Here is a 17,378-nt window from a genome sequence, read left to right on the forward strand (position 1 = left end):
TGGACGGCGTGGACGCGCAGCGGGTCCGGCTGACGGCCTGGGTGCACGGCACCGTGCAGGGTGTCGGCTTCCGGTGGTGGACCCGCTCGCGTGCACTCGAACTGGGCCTGGTCGGGCACGCGACCAACCGCCCCGACGGCCGGGTCCTGGTGATCGCCGAGGGCTCGCGGCGGGACTGCGAGCGGCTGCTGGACCTGCTGACCTCGGGCTCGACGCCCGGCGTCGTCGACCTGGTCGTCGAGAGCTGGTCGGACGCGGCCGGGAACCTGGTCGGATTCGTCGAGCGCTGACCCGGCCGTCCGCTGCGGCGGCGGTCGGGGGTGCCGCGCGGGCCGCGGGGCCCGGTGGCCTAGGGTCGGCTGCGGACACCGACACACGAGGGGGAGGGGTCGATGGGACCCGACGAGCAGGACCCGCGCACCGGCGCCGGTGACGACGGCGAGGCCCGGCCCGCTGCGGGACGCATCCGCCGTCAGGACCCGGGAACGACCACGCCGCGCCCGCCGACCGTCGGCGAGGCCCGCGCCCGCGACAAGGCCCGCCGCGCCCGCGAGGAGCAGGACAGGTTGGCCGCCGAGCAGGCGGAGAAGGACGAAGCGAAGCGTCGGACCCGGCGCAAGGCGATGATCGGCGGCGTCGCCGTCGTCGGCATCGTCGGGTTGGTCGCGCTCGGCTACTCGGTGCTCTCATCGGACGAGGTCGAGGCCACCTGCATCGACCCCGACACCGAGGTCGTCGTCGACGAGTCCTACTGCACCACGGGCACACCCGGCTCCGGTTCGTCGGCGGGGATGTTCATCTACGCCGGGTCGACCTACCGCTACTACTACGGCGGGAAGAGCGGACCGGTCGGCACCAAGGTGTCCGGCGGCACCGTCGTCACCCCGAAGGGAACCACCATCAAGACCAAGTCCGGCACCACGGTCCAGCGCGGCGGGTTCGGGAGCAAGAGCTCCGGAAGCGTCGGCACCTGATGCGCCGCGTCCGCAGCACCCCGCGGCCGGGCTGGCGGGAAACCGTCGCCGCGCAGGGCATGGTGTTCGGCACGCCCGCCCGGATGGCGGACGGCACCGACCGGCCCTACTGGGACGAATCCGTGCACTACGAGTTCGACATGGACGAGATCCTCGCGCTGGAGGCGGACGTCGAACTGCTGCACTCGATGTGCCTGAAGGCCGTCGACCACGTCATCCTCACCGAGCGGTACCGCGACTTCGGGCTGCCGGAGTGGACGTGGGAACCGATCGCTGAATCCTGGCGCCGCGGCGACCCGCACGTGTACGGCCGTTTCGACCTCCGGTACGACGCGCGGCGCCCGGCGAAGCTGCTCGAGTACAACGCGGACACCCCGACGACGCTGTTGGAGGCGTCGATCCTGCAGTGGCACTGGCTGACCGACACCCACCCCGGCGACGATCAGTGGAACTCCCTGCACGAGAAGCTGGTTGCGCGCTGGGCCGAGATCCGTTCCCAGCTTCCCAGTGCCGAACTGCATCTCGCGTGGTCGAGCGCCGACCTCAGCGGCGAGGACAATGTCACCGTCGCCTACATGCAGGAATGCGCCGCCGAGGCGGGGCTGGACACCGTCGCCCTCGCGATCGAGGAGGTCGGCTTCGACGCCGACCTGCACCGGTTCGTCGACCTCGAGGAGGCGCCGATCTCCAGCCTGTTCAAGCTGTATCCGTGGGAGTGGATCCTCGACGACGAGTTCGGAAGGCGCGCACTCGAACTCCTGCCGGAGACGCTGTGGGTGGAGCCGCTGTGGAAGGCGATCCTGAGCAACAAGGCGATCCTCGCCGTGCTGTGGGAGATGTACCCCGGGCACCCGAACCTGCTGCCCGCCTACCTCGACGACCCGCACGAGCTGACCGAGTACGTGCGCAAGCCGAAGCTCGGCCGCGAGGGTGCCAACGTGTCGATCGTCGGTGCGGGCATGGACACCGCGACCGGCGGCATCTACGGGGAGGAGGGGTTCGTGTATCAGTTGCTCGACCCGCTCCCCGCATTCGACGGGATGCGGCCCGCGCTCGGCGCGTGGATCGTCGGTGACGAGGCGGCCGGGCTCGGCATCCGGGAGACCGCGGGCCTGGTCACCGATGACGGCGCCGCCTTCGTGCCGCACCGCATCCCGCAGCCCTGACCCAGGAAGTACCTCACCCACCCGATGAACGGAGTACCTCGATGACCACTGCGGTGGTAGCCCTCGGCAGCGACTACTGGTCCACCCTCGGCCGCGGGGTGTCCGCGATCGTGCTGTACGCGATCCTCGGCCTCGCCCTGATGGTGCTCGGCTTCTTCGCGATCGACTGGACCACCCCAGGCAAGCTCCGCGACCTGGTGCGGGCGGGCAGGCCGAACGCGGCGGTCGTGACCGCGTCCGGGATGGTGAGCATGGCGCTCATCATCGTGCTCGCGATCTACGCCTCGTCCGGCAAGCTCGTCGAGGGCCTGATCTACAGCGCCGTGTTCGGGCTCGTCGGCATCGCCGCCCAGGTCATCTCGGTTCGCCTTGTTGAACTCGTCACCGCCATCGACATCGGTGAGGTGCTCGACCGGGAGCGGTTCACACCGGAGGTCCTCGTCGTCGCCGCCGCCCACGTGGCGCTCGGCCTGATCGTGGCGTTCGCCATTCTCTGACCCCGCCGCCCTGCAGTGAACGGGGGTTCATGTGTCAAGTCCGGACGCCGGATGACACATGAACCCCCGTTCAACGTTTCGGGGAGTTGGGGAGTCCGCGGTCGATGGTGTCGCCGTCGAAGAACGCGGGCTCGCGGCGCCGGCACCACCACATCAGTGGCAGGCCGATCGCCATCGAACCGACCCCGATCAGGAACACCCCGCCGACCTGCCAGTGCGGCGCGAACGGCAGCGTCCAGTACGTCTCGCCGTAGTCCGCGGCAAACGAGGTCACGGCCGTCCACGCCGCGGCGAACACCAGCATCGCCCCGCCCGCCAGCGGAAGGAGCACCCGCATCCACCGCTCGCGGCCACCGGCCCGCAGGTCGGCGCGGTACAACCAGGCGCAGGCCAGGCCCGTCATCCCGTAGTAGAAGCCGACCGCGATACCGATCGCGGCGACGGAGTCGTAGATCAGGTCGCCCGCGGCGAGGAAGTTGAATACCACGTAGAGGACGGCGGACACCCCGCCCATCGCGAGGGTCGACACCGTCGGGGTCCGGAACCGCGGGTGCACGGTCGCGAAGTTCGCGGGCAGCGCCCTGAACACGCCCATCGCCAGGGTGGTCCGCGCGGTCGGCAGGATCGTCGTCTGCGTCGAGGCGACCGCCGAGGTGAGGATCATCAGCAGCAGCACGTGCACGGCGAACACCCCGAGCGGTCCGTCCCCGAACACCGCGGTGCCGAGCGCGGCGAAGAAGTCGTCGAAGTGGTCGGGGTTGGCGAGTCCGGTGCCCTCGGCCGACACGCCAGCAAAGGACTGCGCGGCGATCGTCACCAGCACGTACAGCGCGACTAGGACGATCGTGGAGATGACCGCGGACCGGCCGGGGGTGCGCCGGGAGTCCACGGTCTCCTCGTTGACCGAGACCACCGAGTCCCAGCCCCAGTAGATGAACACCATCAGCAGGATTGCGTTGACGAAGGTGGAGAACGAGCCGATCTCGAACGGGTTGAACCAGCTCCACTGCGGTGTCATCGAGGCCTCCCCGGCGCGGCCGATCCAGACCCGGACCAGGGCCACCGCCGCGAACACGACGAGCGCGACGAACTCGACCGTCAGCAGCACCGACTGGATCCGGGCGGACAGTTCGATCCCGCGGAAGCACAGCCACGTCATCGCGAGCATGAACGCGACACCCAGGACCAGCACCGCGACGTGGGTCGGGTCGTGTCCGATGCCGTCCGCGCCGAACAGCAGGAACGTGTACTGGCCCGCCACCTGCGCCATGCTCGCCATCACCAGGACATCAGCGACGACGATGGCCCAGCCTGCCATCCAGCCCCAGGCCGGCCCGAACGCCCGGGTCGCCCACACGAACGTGGTGCCGCAGTCGGGGTCGGCGCGGTTGAGTTGCTGATACCCGAACGCCGCGAACAGGATCGGAACGAACGCCAGCAGCGCGACGATCGGCGCCTGCAACCCGACCGCAGCGACCACCAGCCCCAGGGTCGCGGCGATGCTGTAGGCGGGTCCCGCCGACGCGACCCCGATCGCCACACTCGAGGCGAGGGTCAACGCCCCCGCCCGCAACCCCTTCTCGGGGACGTCCACGTCGCCACGCATTGCGGCCTGCGCCGCACCATCGATCACTGGCGGCAGCCTAGGGCACGGGTGCGGACCGCGGACCCGGTGCCCCCGCCCGGCTCGGCTGGCGCCGGGGCCGTCGACGATGGAGGCTGGGACGGTCCGCCGGTCGCCGGCCCCGGGTCGGCCCGCTGTCGATGCAACCCCCCAAGGAGCAGCGATGAGCACGATCACCACCAACCAGCCGCTCGGCACCCCCACCTGGATCGATCTTGGAATCCCCGACCTGGATCGCGCGATGTCGTTCTACGGCGCGGTCCTCGGCTGGGAGTTCGACGTCGGCCCCGAGGAGTACGGCCGGTACACGATGTGCCTGGTCGGGGGGAAGAAGGTCGCGGCGATGATGCCGAACCCGGATCCAGCCGCGTCGGACTTCTGGTGGAGCGTGTATCTGGCGACGGACGACCTCGACACCACCGTCGCGCGCTGCCGGGACCACGGCGGCGAGCTGCTGGTGGACCCGATGGACGTGATGGACCAGGGGCGGATGGCGATCGTCCGCGACCCGTCCGGCGCGCAGGTCGGGCTGTGGCAGGGGCGGGCGCACGTCGGCTGCGAACTGGTGAACGAGGCGGGCGCACTGCTGCGCAACGACCTGGTGACCCCCGACCCCGGCGCCGCCCGCGACTTCTACGCCGCGGTGTTCGACTTCACCCTGGACGGGAACGAGGACATGCCGGACATGGACTTCACCTTCCTGCGCAGGCCCGACGGACACGAGATCGGCGGCATCGCCGGCGACCCGAGCGCCGCCACCTCGGCGTGGGGCACGCTGTTCCAGGTCGACGACGCGGACGCGGCGGTCGCGGCGGCGCGGGCCTGCGGTGGGACCGCGGAGGACGCCGCGGACATGATCTACGGCCGGATCGCCGAGATCACCGACCCGTTCGGCGCCCGATTCACCGTCGGTTGCCCGCACGGGTAGCCCGCGGTCCTGGCGCGGGGTGGCGGAATCGGTCGGTGTGGTGCCGTAATCTCATCGGCTGTGCATCTCAAGAGTCTGACGCTGAAAGGATTCAAGTCCTTCGCCTCCGCGACGACTCTGCGTTTCGAGCCGGGCATCACCTGCGTCGTCGGACCGAACGGGTCCGGCAAGTCGAACATTCTCGACGCGTTGACCTGGGTGATGGGCGAGCAGGGCGCCAAGGCGTTGCGCGGCGGCAAGATGGAGGACGTCATCTTCGCCGGCACCAGCGGCCGGGCCGCGCTCGGCCGTGCCGAGGTGACCTTGACGATCGACAACAGCGACGGCGCCCTCCCGATCGAGTACTCGGAGGTGTCCGTCACCCGGCGGATGTTCCGCGACGGCGCGGGCGAGTACGAGATCAACGGCACCTCCTGCCGGTTGATGGACGTGCAGGAACTGTTGTCCGATTCCGGAATCGGCAGGGAGATGCACGTCATCGTCGGGCAGGGCCGCCTCGCGGCGATCCTGGAGTCCCGGCCCGAGGACCGCCGCGCGTTCATCGAGGAGGCCGCGGGCGTCCTCAAGCACCGCAAACGCAAGGAAAAGGCGGTCCGCAAGCTCGACTCGATGCAGGCCAACCTGGCCCGGCTGACCGACCTGACCACCGAACTGCGGCGCCAGCTCAAACCGCTCGGCAGGCAGGCCGAGGTGGCACGCCGCGCGCAGACCGTGCAGGCCGACCTGCGCGACGCCCGGCTCCGGCTCGCGGCCGACGATCTGGTGACCCGGCGCACCGAGCTGGCCTCGCAGTCCGAGAACGAGGCCATCGCCAGGGCCCAACAGGAGCACGTGCAGGGCGACCTGGAGGAGGCGAGCACCGAACTCGGCGCCCACGAGCAGGCCCTTGCCCGGCTCACCCCCGGCGCGGAGGCCGCCGCGCAGACCTGGTTCCAGCTGTCCGCGCTCGCCGAGCGGGTCGGCGCCACCGTCCGGATCGCGACCGAACGGGCCCGGCACCTCGACGAGGATCCGGTGGCGCATCGGGGCCAGGACCCCGATCAGCTGGACGAGCAGGCCGAGCGGGTCGCCGCCGAGGAGCTGGAACTGCAGGAGGCCGTGGAGATCGCGCGCGCCACCCTCGACGCCGCGCAGGACACCCTCGCCGAGTACGAGGAGGCGGCGGCCGATGCCGAACGCGCCCACATGGCGGCGGTGCGTGCGGTCGCCGACCGGCGTGAGGGCCTGGCCCGGCTGACCGGCCAGGTGGACACGCTGCGCACCCGCGCCGACTCGGTGGACGCCGAGGTGGCCCGCCTGACACTCGCGATCGACGACGCCCGCGCCCGCGGGGACGCCGCACAGGCGGAGTTCGAGTCCGTGCAGGAGCGGGTCGACGAACTCGACGCGGGCGAACTCGGGCTGGACTCGCACCACGAGCGGTCCGTCGCGGCGCTCGAGTCGGCGACGGCGCGGGTCACCGAACTGCAGGACGCCGAGCGCGCCTCGGGTCAGGAGGTCGCGTCGCTGCGCGCCCGGATCGAGGCGCTCGCGATCGGCCTGCAGCAGAAGGACGGCGCAGCGTGGCTGCTCGAGAACCGGTCCGGCGACGGCCTCATCGGTCCGCTGGCCGGGCAGCTGCGGATCGCCGCGGGCTACGAGGCGGCGATCGCCGCGGCGCTCGGTCCGGCGGCCGACGCGGTGGCCGCCGAATCCCTCGACGCGGCGCACGCGGCCGTCGACGCACTCGAGCGGGCCGACGGCGGTCGGGCAGCCCTCGTCGTCACGCACACCCCGGCGCCCGGCGGCGACCCGACCCCGCCGTCTGCCGCCCGAGCCGCGCTCGACCTGGTCGAGCACCCGGCGTCGCTGCGCGGCGCGCTCACCGCGCTGCTCGGAGCGGTGCTGGTCGTCGACGACATCGCGACGGCTACGGATGTCGTTGCCGCGCACCCGCGGTGGCGGGCGGTCACTCGGACCGGCGACCTCGTCGGTGCGGGCTGGGTGATCGGCGGATCGGACCGCAGGCCGTCGACCCTTGAGGTGCAGTCGGCCATTGACGCCTCGACGGCGTCGCTCGCCGATGCCGAGCGGCGATCCGAGGAACTGACCGCCGCGCTGGCCGGCGCCCGCGCAGAGCACGGGGATCGCGCCGAGACCGCCGAGCATGCCCTCGCCGCGCTGCACGAATCCGATGCGGCGATGTCCGCGATCTACGAGCAGCTCGGCCGCCTCGGGCAGGTGGCCCGCGCCGCGCACGCCGAGTCGGATCGGCTCGCCGCGCAGCGTGCCGCAGCCGAATCCGGTCGGGAGGACGCGATCGCGTCCCTGCGGGACCTCGAGGAGCGGTTGACGCTCGCCCAGCAGGAGCAGTCCGGCGGGCCGGGCGCCAACACCGTGATCGACAGCAGCGAACGGGAGGCGGCGTCCGCGGCGCTTGCGGAGGTGCGGGCGGTGGAGGTCGAGTCCCGCCTGTCCCTGCGGACCGCGGAGGAACGAGCGGAATCCGTTCGCGGCAAGGCGGATTCGCTGCGTCGCGCGGCCAGGGCCGAACGGGAGGCGCGGGCGCGCGCCGAACGGGCGATGTCGGCACGGAAGAACGCCGCCGCCGTCGCCGCTGCCGTCGCCGCATCCGGTGTGAAGGTCGCCGCGCATCTCGACACCGTCGTCGCCGCCGCCCTTGCCCATCGCGACGACCTGACCCGTCAACGGGTCGAGCGCGCCACGCAGGTCGAGGCGGTCAAGGAACGGGTCCGGCAGTTGACCGCGCAGCTGACCGCGCTCACCGATGCCGTGCACCGGGACGAGGTGGCCCGCGCGCAGGCCGCGACCCGCATCGAACAGCTCGAGGCCGCGATCTCCGAACAGCACGCCATCGGCCTCGACGACCTGGTCGCCGAGTACGGTCCCGACGTGCCGCTGCCGCCGTCCGAGCTCGAGATCGCCGAGTACGAGCAGGCGAAGGAGCGGGGCGAGCAGGTGGTCGCGCCGACGCCGATGGCCTACGACCGCGCCACTCAGGAACGGCGGGCCAAGCGCGCCGAGAAGGACCTCGCCACCCTCGGTCGAGTGAACCCGCTCGCGCTCGAGGAGTTCGCCGCGCTCGAGGAGCGGTACAACTTCCTGTCCACACAGCTCGAGGACGTCAAGACGGCCCGCAAGGACCTGCTCGGTGTCGTCGCCGACGTCGACGCCCGCATCCTGCAGGTGTTCACCGACGCCTGGGTGGACGTCGAGCGCGAGTTCGTGCAGGTGTTCGGGACGCTGTTCCCCGGCGGGGAGGGCCGTCTACTGCTCACCGACCCGGGCGACATGCTTACTACCGGCATCGAGGTCGAGGCCCGTCCCCCCGGCAAGAAGGTCAAGCGCCTGTCCCTGCTCTCGGGTGGCGAGAAGTCCCTGACCGCGGTCGCGATGCTGGTCGCGATCTTCCGGGCCCGGCCGTCGCCGTTCTACGTGATGGACGAGGTGGAGGCGGCGCTCGACGACACCAACCTGCGGAGGCTGATCAGCCTGTTCGAGCAGCTGCGGGAGAAGTCGCAGCTGATCGTCATCACGCACCAGAAGCCGACGATGGAGATCGCCGACGCGCTCTACGGTGTCAGCATGCGCGGCGACGGCATCACGCAGGTGATTTCGCAGCGGCTGCGCGGCCAGAATGTCGCCGAACCCGCCCCGGTCGCCGACTAGCCACCGCCCCCCTTCCTGACCGAATGTGGGATTCGGTCACTTCAAGTGACCGAATCCCACATTCGGTCAGGGGGAGGCGCGCAGGAAGGTCCCGGTTCGCCGGACGCCGAGGACGGGTGTCGGGACCCCGTCGCAGACGACGCATTCGCCGCCGACGAACACCGCGGACACCGCATCCTCGTTCCGGTTCACCATGCGCGACAGTCCGTCGTACTCCGGCACCGGGCACTCGGCGTATGCGTCGAGCGTGGCATCGAGGTGCGCGGGGTCGATCACCACCACGTCGGCCCGGTCACCGATCCGCAGGTGCCCGGCATCGAGCCGATACCAGTCGGCGAGCTCCCCGGTCAGGCGGTGCACCGCCCGTTCCACCGACATGAACGGTGTTCCCGCCCGCTCGGCGTCCTGAACGCGGCGCAGCAACCGCAGTCCGAAGTTGTAGAAGGCCATGTTCCGCAGGTGCGCGCCCGCGTCGGAGAAGCCCAGCTGGATGCCGGGGTCGGCGGCGAACCGGTCGAGCACCGCCGGGCGGTGGTTCGAGATCGTGGTACGCCACCGCACCTTGGTGCCGTGCTCGACGACCAGATCGAGGAACGCGTCGACGGGGTGCACCCCGCCCCGGTCGACCCCGACCTGCCCGAAGGTCTTGCCGATCACCGAAGTGTCCGGGCATTCGACGATCTCGGCGTCGAAGAAGTCCCGGTGCCAGACCCGCGGCCCGTACTTTTTGTCGTAGTCCGCGCGGAAACGTCGCCGGTAGTCCACGTCGGCGAGCAGCGCCCGCCGCTCCTCGATCTGGTTCGACAGGTGCAATGCCTCGGCGCCGGAGCCGAACTCCTCGAACACCGGCAGATCGATGCCGTCCGCGTACACCTCGAACGGCACAGGAAGATGCTGCCAGCGGAAGTCGCCGCCCAGCGCGTTGATCGCCTTCGCCATCGCCGGGAAGAGGTGCGCCGCAGCCGGTGTCGCCTTGACGTCGGCGGCGGAGAGCAGGCTCACCTTCAGCGGACGCCGGAACAGGCCAACGCTGCTCAGCGCCAACGCGACCATCGACTGCGGACGGGCCACGTCGGGGCCCGCCTGCAACGCCCGACCCCGGCGTCGCAGGATTGCGCCGAGCCTGCGGCGCTCCTTCCGCGTCGCATAGGTCGAGGGCAGTGTCCGGGACCGGCAGAGGTCACCGTCTAGCTTGTCGAACAGCAGTTCCTGTGTGGACAGGCCGACGAAGCCCGCGTCGAGCGCCTCCTCCAGCATGGCCGCCATCGCGTCGAGCTCGGCCTGCGTCGGCGCGACCTCCTTGCGGGTCGCCCGGTCCAGTCCCATCCGCGCGGAACGAATGTCCGAATGCCCAAGGAAGGAAGACACGTTCGGGCCCAACGGCAGCGCCTCGATCGCCTCGATGTACTCGTGCGCCGAGGTCCACGTCTTGGATTGGGTGAGCGTGTCGACGACGTGCCTGCGCGGGATGGCCTCGACCCGGCCAAACAGGTCGCCCGCATCGGAGGGGTCCGCGTGGACGGCGGACAGCGAACAGGAACCGAGGAAGACCGAGGTGACGCCGTGCCGCACCGATTCGGGCAGTCCCGGGCTCAGGAGGACCTCGACGTCGTAGTGCGTGTGAATGTCGAGCATGCCCGGCATGACCCACTTGCCGGAGGCGTCGAGCACCTGCGGGCACCCGGTTTCGTCGAGCGGGTCGATCGAGACGACCGCGACCCGCCCGCCGCGGATGCCGAGGTTCCGGATCGCGGACGTGGCGCCGGTGCCGTCGAACCAGCGGCCGTTCCTGATGATGACGTCGAAGCGCGTCCCGTCGCGGGGATCGCCGGGCACTGGTCGGTTCGTCACAGCTGCACCCTCGTTCGCATTGTCTTGCCGGTCGCGTTGCGCGGCAGCGGCGTCGTGGTGATCCGCCACCGGGTCGGCACCTTGAAGTACGCGAGCCGGTCGGCGGCATAGGCGCGCAACGCCTCCGCCGACACGTCATCGCCCGGTCGCGTCACCACCACCGCGGCAACCTCCTCCCCGAGGTCCGGGTGGTCGACGCCGATCACCACGCACTCCGCGACGGCCGGATGCTCGTCGAGGCACTGCTCGACCTCGACGGGATAGACGTTCTCCCCGCCCCGCAGGATCAGGTCGGATCGGCGTCCGGTGAGCCGGATCATCCCGCCGTCCAAGACGCCGACGTCGCCGGTGTGCAGCCACCGGTCGTCGGTGATGGCCGCCGCGGTCGCCGCGTCGTCCTCCCAGTAGCCCAGCATCACGTACGGGCTCCGCACGCAGATCTCGCCCTCGGTGCCGTCCGGCACTGGGTCGCCGAACGGGTCGCGGACCTCGACCGCGACACCGATGATCGGGCGGCCCAGGGTGCCGGGGAAGGTGTCCAGGTCCATCGGCGTCGCGACGGACACCGCGGTGCAGCATTCGGTGAGCCCGTAGCTGTCGACCAGCGCATTCCGCGCGAATGGCAGCGTTTCCCGCAGCCGCTCCTGGAAGGTCGGGGACGACGGAGCCGACGCCAGCGCGAACGCGGTCAGCGACGACAGGTCGTACCGGTTCAGGCCGGGGTGGTCGAGGAGACGATTCGCCATCGTCGGCACCGCACCCCAGTTGGTGACCCGTTCCCGTTCGATCAGCCGAAGCACCCGGTCCACATCGAAGGAACCCTCGTGGATCACCACGGCGCTGCCCGTCGCGAGCCGCGGCACGATCAGATTGTGCAGGCTGGCGATGTGGAACAGGGGAGAGGTGAGCAGGTAGCGCAGATCGCTCGGCCCGTCGGAGGCCGGGGTGCCCGCGAACGCCGCGGTGAGGGCGTCGCTGTAGCGGTGGTAGTCGATGACGGCCACCAGGTTTCGCTGCGAATGCACCGCACCCTTCGGACGTCCGCTGGTGCCGCTGGTGTACAGAATCGCCGCCGGGTCGTCCTCGTCGACCTCGGTGCGCGGCAGCTCGGCGCCGGCGAACTCCTCCACCAGCCGGGGCAGGTCCGCTTCCATCGTGAGCACCGGCGTGTCCACGGCGAGGCCCTCGAGCCGCGTGGCGCGCGGTCCGTCGACGATCAGCACTGACGGGCGCGTGTGCCCGATCCCGTAGTCGATCTCGCGCGGCGCCCACCAGGCGTTGAATCCGACGGCGATCGCGCCGAGCGACTGGGTGGCCCAGAACGTCAGCACCCACTCGGGCGTGTTGGCGGCGAGGATCGCGACGCGATCGCCCGGTCCGACGCCGTACCGGTCGCGCAGTGCCGTCGCGAGCGCGGCAACGGCGGCGCCGTGCTCCGCGTAGGACATCCGGCGGTCCTCGGTGACCAGGTAGTCGCGGTCGCCGTACTCGAGGGACGCGGCGAGGACGTCGCCGAGGGACCGGTTCCGGCCAACCATCACCGGCATCGCGGCGCCGAGGACGTCCTCGACGCCGAGCTCGAACCGGCCACCGGGCCCGGTGAGCGCGGCGATCACGGAGGCGATCTGCGCCAGGGGATCATCGGCCTTCGTCACGTGTCTTCCTTGTCGTTCGGGGGTCAGGGGACGAGGACCGCGCGGCCCCGGATGTGGCCCGCTTCGAGGCGGTCGAAGGCGTTGCGGGCGTCGCGCAGGTCGAACCGCTCCACCGCGACGACGAGCCGCCCGGTCTGCGCAAGGGTGATCGCGTCAACGAGGTCACCTCGGGTGCCGCCGTACGACTTGCGCACCGACGCACCCCACGGCCAGCCGGGGCCGCCAGCGGCGTCGGCCGTCACCCCGGGGACGCCGCCGCCGAGCCCGATCATCCGGTACGCCCCGTTCGGTGCCACCGACTCGACCGCCATGCGTGCGGTGGCGTCGATGCCGACGAAGTCGAACACCGCGTCCGCGCCGCGACCACCGGTGAGGTCGAGGATCCGGCGGGCGGTGTCCGGGCCGGATTCGAAGGTGACCTCGGCGCCGCAGTGGGCCGCGAGCGCGAGCCGGTCGTCGCCGACGTCGACCGCAACGACCCGGGTCGCGCTGGTCGCGCGAAGGATCTGGACGGCGACGTGCCCGAGGCCGCCGACGCCGATCACCACGGCGGTGGAGCCGGGGCCGAGGTGGTCGCGGGCGCCGCGGATCGCGTGACAGCTGGTCAGTGCGGCGTCGGCGATCGGGGCGGCCTGCAGGAAGTCGAGGTCGCCGATCGGGACGAACGACCGCGCGGGCACCCGGACATAGTCGGCCATCCCCCCGTCCGGGCCGAGGCCGGGACACGGCGGCATCGCGGTGCGGCCCGCCGCCAGGCAGACGTTCTCGTTGCCGGTCAGGCATTCCCGGCACACCCCACACGACCAGCACAGGTAGATCACGCCGCGCTCACCGATGCTGCGGCCGTCGACCGCGTCGCCGACCGCCTCGATCGTGCCCGCGATCTCGTGCCCGAGGGTCAGCGGCTCCTCCCGCATCTTCACCGGGAAGTGCAGCAGGTGCAGGTCGGAGTGGCAGAGGCCCGCCGCGCCGACCCGGATCAGCAGATCGGACGGACCGAGCTCGGGGACCGGGACGTCCCGGACCTCGATCACACCGGGGCCGGTCAGTTGCAGCGCGCGCATCGAGCCGTCGCCGTCCTGTGCGGCCACCGGGGCGGGTGTGCGGGACTCATGGGCGTACTCCTGTGGGTGCGGGGTGCCCGGATTCCGGTGTTTGACCGGAATCGGGCTCGACTCGACCCCAGCAAGCGGCAACGCCCGTGTGATCTGGGCGATAGACTAGTATTCGCTGACGTTGTGTCAAGTGACAAACTTTATGTCTTGTTTGTGGCATAGAGTCCAGTCAGTGGGCACCCGCTAGCCTGGGGGCATGGCGGACACGGCCGACAAGCCACGCAAGCGGAAGAGCACCCTGCGGGAGGAGCAGAAGAAGGCGACCCGGGCCAAGATCGAGGAATCCGCCCGGACCCTGTTCAGCGCGCGGGGATACGCCGCAGTCACCGTCGACGACATCGCAGCTCAGGTCGGGTGCAGCCGGGCCACCTTCTACCTGCACTTCACGGCCAAGGTCGACGTGTTGCTGGTCCTGGCCGAGCGGGACATGGCGCCCAGCACCCTCGCGGTGTACCGGGACCTCGACCGGGTCCTCGACACCGGTTCGCGGGAGGAGCTCACCGGCTGGATCACGCGTGCCATCGGGTGGCTCCAGCAGAACAAGGACATGCTCCAGGCCTGGGACGAGGCGACCGTGCTCGAGCCGGACATGCAGGCCGTCGCCCGCCACGGGATGCTCGCCCTGCCGAACGCGATGACGACGTACCTCGACCGCTGGCCCGAGGACCGGCGCGACGAGGCCCGGCTGCGGGTCGATCTCCTGCTCACGCAGCTCGAACGCTTCTTCACCCGGTGGGCGGTGCAGGGCACGATCGACGTGACCGCGGAGACGGCGGCGGAGGTGCTCACCGACATCTGGTTCCCGGCCCTGTCGGCTCCATGACCGTCGGCAGGCGCACCATGTGCGCCGCAGGCCGCGCGGCCTGAGAGTATGGGTCGGTGACTACCGGAGCTTGGATCGCCATCGCGGCCGTACTGGCCGTCCTCATCGTTGCCCTCGTCGTCGGTGGGGTGCTGTACCGGCGACGGCAGGTCAGCCTGACCCCGAAGACCGAGCGGCCCGAGGCGCTCGGCGAGGCCACCGACCGGTCGGGCGGGTACACGTCGGCGGGCGGCTTCAACTTCAGTGAGGGGAGCACGGCCACCGCCCCGCCCGCGCCGAAGCCGGTGCCAGCGGAACCGAAGGTCGTCGAGAAGCCCGTCGTCGAGAAGCCCGTCGTCGAGAAGCCGGTCGTCGCGGAGCCGGTGGTGGAGGAGCCCACGGCCGCCGCGCCGGTCGTCGAGACGCCTGCGGTTGAGGAGCAGGCCGCGGCCCCCGCCGACGAAGCGCCGGTCGCCGAGCCGGTCGTCGCCGAGCCGGTCGTTGAGGAGCCCGTCGTCGAGGAGCCGGCCGCGGCGCCCGCCCCGGAACCGGAGGCGCCCGCTGCGCCCGTCATCGAGGAGATCGCGCCGACCGAGGGCAGGCTCGACCGGCTCCGCGGCCGTCTCTCCCGATCTCAGAACGCGGTCGGCAAGTCGCTGCTCGGCCTGCTCGGCGGCGGCGACCTGGACGAGGACTCCTGGGAGGAGATCGAGGACACCCTGATCATCGCCGACCTCGGCAGCGCCGTGACCGAGGAGGTCGTCGGGAAGTTGCGGGCGGAGATCGCGTCCGGCAACGTCAAGACCGAGGCGCAGGCCCGCGCGCTGCTCCGCAAGGTGCTGATCGAGGCGCTGCACCCGGAGATGGACCGCTCGATCCGGGCGTTGCCGCACGATGCGACCCCCGGCGTCCTGCTCGTGGTCGGCGTCAACGGCACCGGCAAGACCACCAGCACCGGCAAGCTCGCGCGGGTGCTCGTCGCGGACGGCCGCCGGGTGCTGCTCGGCGCCGCCGACACCTTCCGCGCCGCGGCAGCGGACCAGCTGCAGACGTGGGCCGAGCGGGTCGGTGCCGAGGTTGTCCGCGGACCCGAGGGCGGGGACCCCGCCGCGATCGCGTTCGACTCCGTCACCAAGGGCATCGAGACCGGTGTGGACGTCGTCATCGTCGACACCGCGGGCCGCCTGCACACCAAGACCGGCCTGATGGACGAGCTCGGCAAGGTCAAGCGGGTCGTCGAGAAGCGGGCCGTGGTCGACGAGGTGCTGCTGGTGCTCGACTCGACCGTCGGGCAGAACGGGCTCGTCCAGGCCCGGGTGTTCGCGGAGGTCGTCGACATCACCGGCGTCGTGCTCACCAAGCTCGACGGCACCGCGAAGGGCGGCATCGTGTTCCAGGTGCAGCACGAGCTGGGTGTGCCGGTGAAGCTGGTCGGGCTCGGTGAGGGCGCCGACGATTTGGCGCCGTTCGAGCCGGAGGCGTTCGTGGACGCGCTCCTCGGCTGAACCGCGGCAGCAGGCCGAGGGGAAGCCCCGGCGGGTCGCACGGGGCAACAACTCGGCCTGTCAGGGCCGCGAAACCTAGTAGCAACACACATCCGCGATGCGTTCACGTGCGCGAAACGCGAGGGCGTCACAGCCGAAACACCCGATGAGCACTCTTCTCCTCAAGTCGAAAGCCGCGAGCAGCGGGCGACCTGACGAAGGAGGAGGCACAAGGTGGAATTCCCGACTATCGGAGCACCGGACGCCGGTGATACCGCGTGGATGCTGATGAGCGCCGCGCTGGTGTTGCTGATGACGCCCGGTCTGGCGTTCTTCTACGGCGGCATGGTCCGCGCGAAGAGCGTTCTGAACATGATCATGATGAGTGTCGGCGCGATGGGCGTCGTCGGTGTCCTGTGGGCGCTGTACGGCTATTCGATGGCGTTCGGCGAGGACAAGGGCGGGCTGATCGGCGACCCGTTCCAGTTCTTCGGGCTCAAGGGTCTGTTCGGTGGCTCCTACCTGGCGGACGCGGAGACCGGGGCCGCCGCCGCGATCCCGCTCGTCGGCACCATCCCGGCGACGGTGTTCGTCGCCTTCCAGGCGATGTTCGCGATTCTCACCGTCGCCCTGATCTCCGGTGCTGTCGCCGACCGCATGCGGTTCGGGCCGTGGCTGCTGTTCGCCGGGCTGTGGGCCACCGTCGTCTACTTCCCGGTCGCGCACTGGGTCTTCTCCTTCGACGGCGTCACCGCCGAGACCGGCGGCTGGATCGCGAACTCGGTCAAGGCGATCGACTTCGCCGGTGGTACCGCGGTGCACATCAACGCCGGTGTCGCTGGCCTGGTCCTCGCCCTGATGCTCGGCAAGCGTCGCGGCTGGCCCGCCACCCCGTTCCGCCCGCATAACCTGCCGTTCGTGATGCTCGGCGCCGCGCTGCTGTGGTTCGGCTGGTTCGGCTTCAACGCCGGGTCCGCGGTCGGCTCCAACGGGATCGCAGGCGCCGCGTTCGTCACCACCCTCGTCGCCACCGCCGCCGCGATGCTCGCCTGGCTGCTCGTCGAGCGGCTGCGGGACGGGCACGCCACCACCCTCGGCGGCGCCTCCGGCATCGTCGCTGGCCTGGTCGCGATCACTCCGGCCTGCTCGTCGGTGGACGTGGTCGGTGCCCTCGTCATCGGTGTCGTCGCAGGCGCCCTGTGCGCCCTCGCGGTCGGCCTCAAGTACCGCTTCGGCTTCGACGACTCCCTCGACGTCGTCGGTGTCCACCTGGTCGGCGGCATCGTCGGCACCCTGCTGGTCGGCTTCGTCGCGACGGCGGACGCACCCGCCGCGGTGGACGGCCTGTTCTATGGTGGGGGCCTCGACCAGCTGTGGCGCCAGGCGGTCGGTGCGGGCGCGGTGCTGCTGTACTCGCTCGTCGCCACCACCGTCGTCGCGCTCATCGTGAAGTTCACGATCGGTCTGCGGGCGAGTGACGAGGCCGAGGCCCGCGGTCTGGACGATACTGAGCACGCCGAGAACGCCTACGACTTCGCCGCACTCGGCGGTGGGGGTTCGGTTGGCTCGGCAATCTCGGCACCGGTGCGCACGTCCGTCAGGGAGGCATGAAT

Annotated in this window: 13 protein-coding genes; 9 read left to right on the forward strand and 4 right to left on the reverse strand. The window is 71.0% G+C overall.

The annotated features are described in order from the left end of the window. Positions 1-8: 8 nt before the first annotated feature. From ACWF62_RS05500 to ACWF62_RS05515, 4 genes are all read left to right on the forward strand, one after another. Positions 9-290, forward strand: a complete 282-nt coding sequence (locus ACWF62_RS05500) for an acylphosphatase (RefSeq protein WP_378506605.1) — start codon at positions 9-11, stop codon at positions 288-290. Between the two features lie 174 nt (positions 291-464). Beyond that, positions 465-974, forward strand: a complete 510-nt coding sequence (locus tag ACWF62_RS05505; RefSeq protein ID WP_378506748.1) for a hypothetical protein — start codon at positions 465-467, stop codon at positions 972-974. Continuing rightward, the gene (locus ACWF62_RS05510; RefSeq protein WP_378506606.1) at positions 974-2,140 is read left to right on the forward strand and encodes a glutathionylspermidine synthase family protein; all 1,167 of its coding nucleotides are present in this window, start codon (positions 974-976) and stop codon (positions 2,138-2,140) included. The genes ACWF62_RS05505 and ACWF62_RS05510 overlap by 1 nt, the downstream gene beginning before the upstream one ends. 41 nt (positions 2,141-2,181) lie before the next feature. Then, a complete protein-coding gene (locus tag ACWF62_RS05515) occupies positions 2,182-2,637 on the forward strand; it encodes a DUF350 domain-containing protein (RefSeq protein ID WP_378506607.1) in 456 nt (151 codons plus the stop codon). 70 nt (positions 2,638-2,707) lie between these two features. Here the strand turns inward: ACWF62_RS05515 and ACWF62_RS05520 are convergent, their stop codons facing one another. Beyond that, positions 2,708-4,270, reverse strand: a complete 1,563-nt coding sequence (locus ACWF62_RS05520) for an APC family permease (RefSeq protein ID WP_378569955.1) — start codon at positions 4,268-4,270, stop codon at positions 2,708-2,710. 154 nt (positions 4,271-4,424) lie between these two features. Between ACWF62_RS05520 and ACWF62_RS05525 the strand changes: the two genes are divergently transcribed. Continuing rightward, positions 4,425-5,189 (forward strand): VOC family protein, encoded by a 765-nt coding sequence (locus tag ACWF62_RS05525; RefSeq protein WP_378506609.1) that lies wholly within the window; start codon positions 4,425-4,427, stop codon positions 5,187-5,189. Between the two features lie 60 nt (positions 5,190-5,249). Then, positions 5,250-8,858 carry a chromosome segregation protein SMC gene (gene smc, locus ACWF62_RS05530; RefSeq protein ID WP_378569954.1) on the forward strand — a complete coding sequence of 1,203 codons (3,609 nt, stop codon included), beginning with the start codon at positions 5,250-5,252 and terminating at the stop codon, positions 8,856-8,858. Between the two features lie 66 nt (positions 8,859-8,924). Here smc and ACWF62_RS05535 read toward each other — a convergent pair whose 3' ends face one another. Genes ACWF62_RS05535 through ACWF62_RS05545 form a run of 3 tightly spaced genes read right to left on the reverse strand, consistent with a single transcriptional unit; the run spans position 8,925 to position 13,428 of the window. Next, positions 8,925-10,709: an N-acyl-D-amino-acid deacylase family protein gene (locus ACWF62_RS05535; protein ID WP_452629576.1), complete on the reverse strand. Its 1,785-nt coding sequence runs from the start codon at positions 10,707-10,709 to the stop codon at positions 8,925-8,927. After that, complete coding sequence (locus ACWF62_RS05540) at positions 10,706-12,364, reverse strand: class I adenylate-forming enzyme family protein (RefSeq protein ID WP_378506612.1); 1,659 nt, start codon at positions 12,362-12,364, stop codon at positions 10,706-10,708. Before ACWF62_RS05540 ends, ACWF62_RS05535 begins: the two co-directional genes overlap by 4 nt. Positions 12,365-12,387: 23 nt before the next feature. Next, positions 12,388-13,428, reverse strand: a complete 1,041-nt coding sequence (locus ACWF62_RS05545) for an NAD(P)-dependent alcohol dehydrogenase (protein WP_452629625.1) — start codon at positions 13,426-13,428, stop codon at positions 12,388-12,390. 247 nt (positions 13,429-13,675) lie between these two features. On the opposite strand from ACWF62_RS05545, the gene ACWF62_RS05550 reads away from it, so the two are divergent. The 3 genes from ACWF62_RS05550 to ACWF62_RS05560 all read left to right on the forward strand — a co-directional run bounded on the left by ACWF62_RS05550 (position 13,676) and on the right by ACWF62_RS05560 (position 17,376). Next, positions 13,676-14,302: a TetR/AcrR family transcriptional regulator gene (locus ACWF62_RS05550; RefSeq protein ID WP_378506613.1), complete on the forward strand. Its 627-nt coding sequence runs from the start codon at positions 13,676-13,678 to the stop codon at positions 14,300-14,302. Between the two features lie 56 nt (positions 14,303-14,358). Continuing rightward, positions 14,359-15,786, forward strand: coding sequence for a signal recognition particle-docking protein FtsY (ftsY, locus tag ACWF62_RS05555; RefSeq protein WP_378506614.1), 1,428 nt, complete (start codon positions 14,359-14,361; stop codon positions 15,784-15,786). A gap of 261 nt (positions 15,787-16,047) precedes the next feature. After that, the gene (locus ACWF62_RS05560; RefSeq protein ID WP_378506750.1) at positions 16,048-17,376 is read left to right on the forward strand and encodes an ammonium transporter; all 1,329 of its coding nucleotides are present in this window, start codon (positions 16,048-16,050) and stop codon (positions 17,374-17,376) included. Positions 17,377-17,378: the final 2 nt, after the last annotated feature.

Source organism: Rhodococcus sp. NPDC054953 (assembly GCF_053609225.1).

Coding starts and splice junctions, on each gene's coding strand:
- ACWF62_RS05560 (WP_378506750.1), top strand. CDS start 16,048: ATGCTGATGAGCGCCGCGCTGGTGTTGCTGATGACGCCCGGTCTGGCG.
- ACWF62_RS05510 (WP_378506606.1), top strand. CDS start 974: ATGCGCCGCGTCCGCAGCACCCCGCGGCCGGGCTGGCGGGAAACCGTC.
- ACWF62_RS05515 (WP_378506607.1), top strand. CDS start 2,182: ATGACCACTGCGGTGGTAGCCCTCGGCAGCGACTACTGGTCCACCCTC.
- ACWF62_RS05545 (WP_452629625.1), bottom strand. CDS start 13,428: ATGCGCGCGCTGCAACTGACCGGCCCCGGTGTGATCGAGGTCCGGGAC.
- ACWF62_RS05550 (WP_378506613.1), top strand. CDS start 13,676: ATGGCGGACACGGCCGACAAGCCACGCAAGCGGAAGAGCACCCTGCGG.
- ACWF62_RS05525 (WP_378506609.1), top strand. CDS start 4,425: ATGAGCACGATCACCACCAACCAGCCGCTCGGCACCCCCACCTGGATC.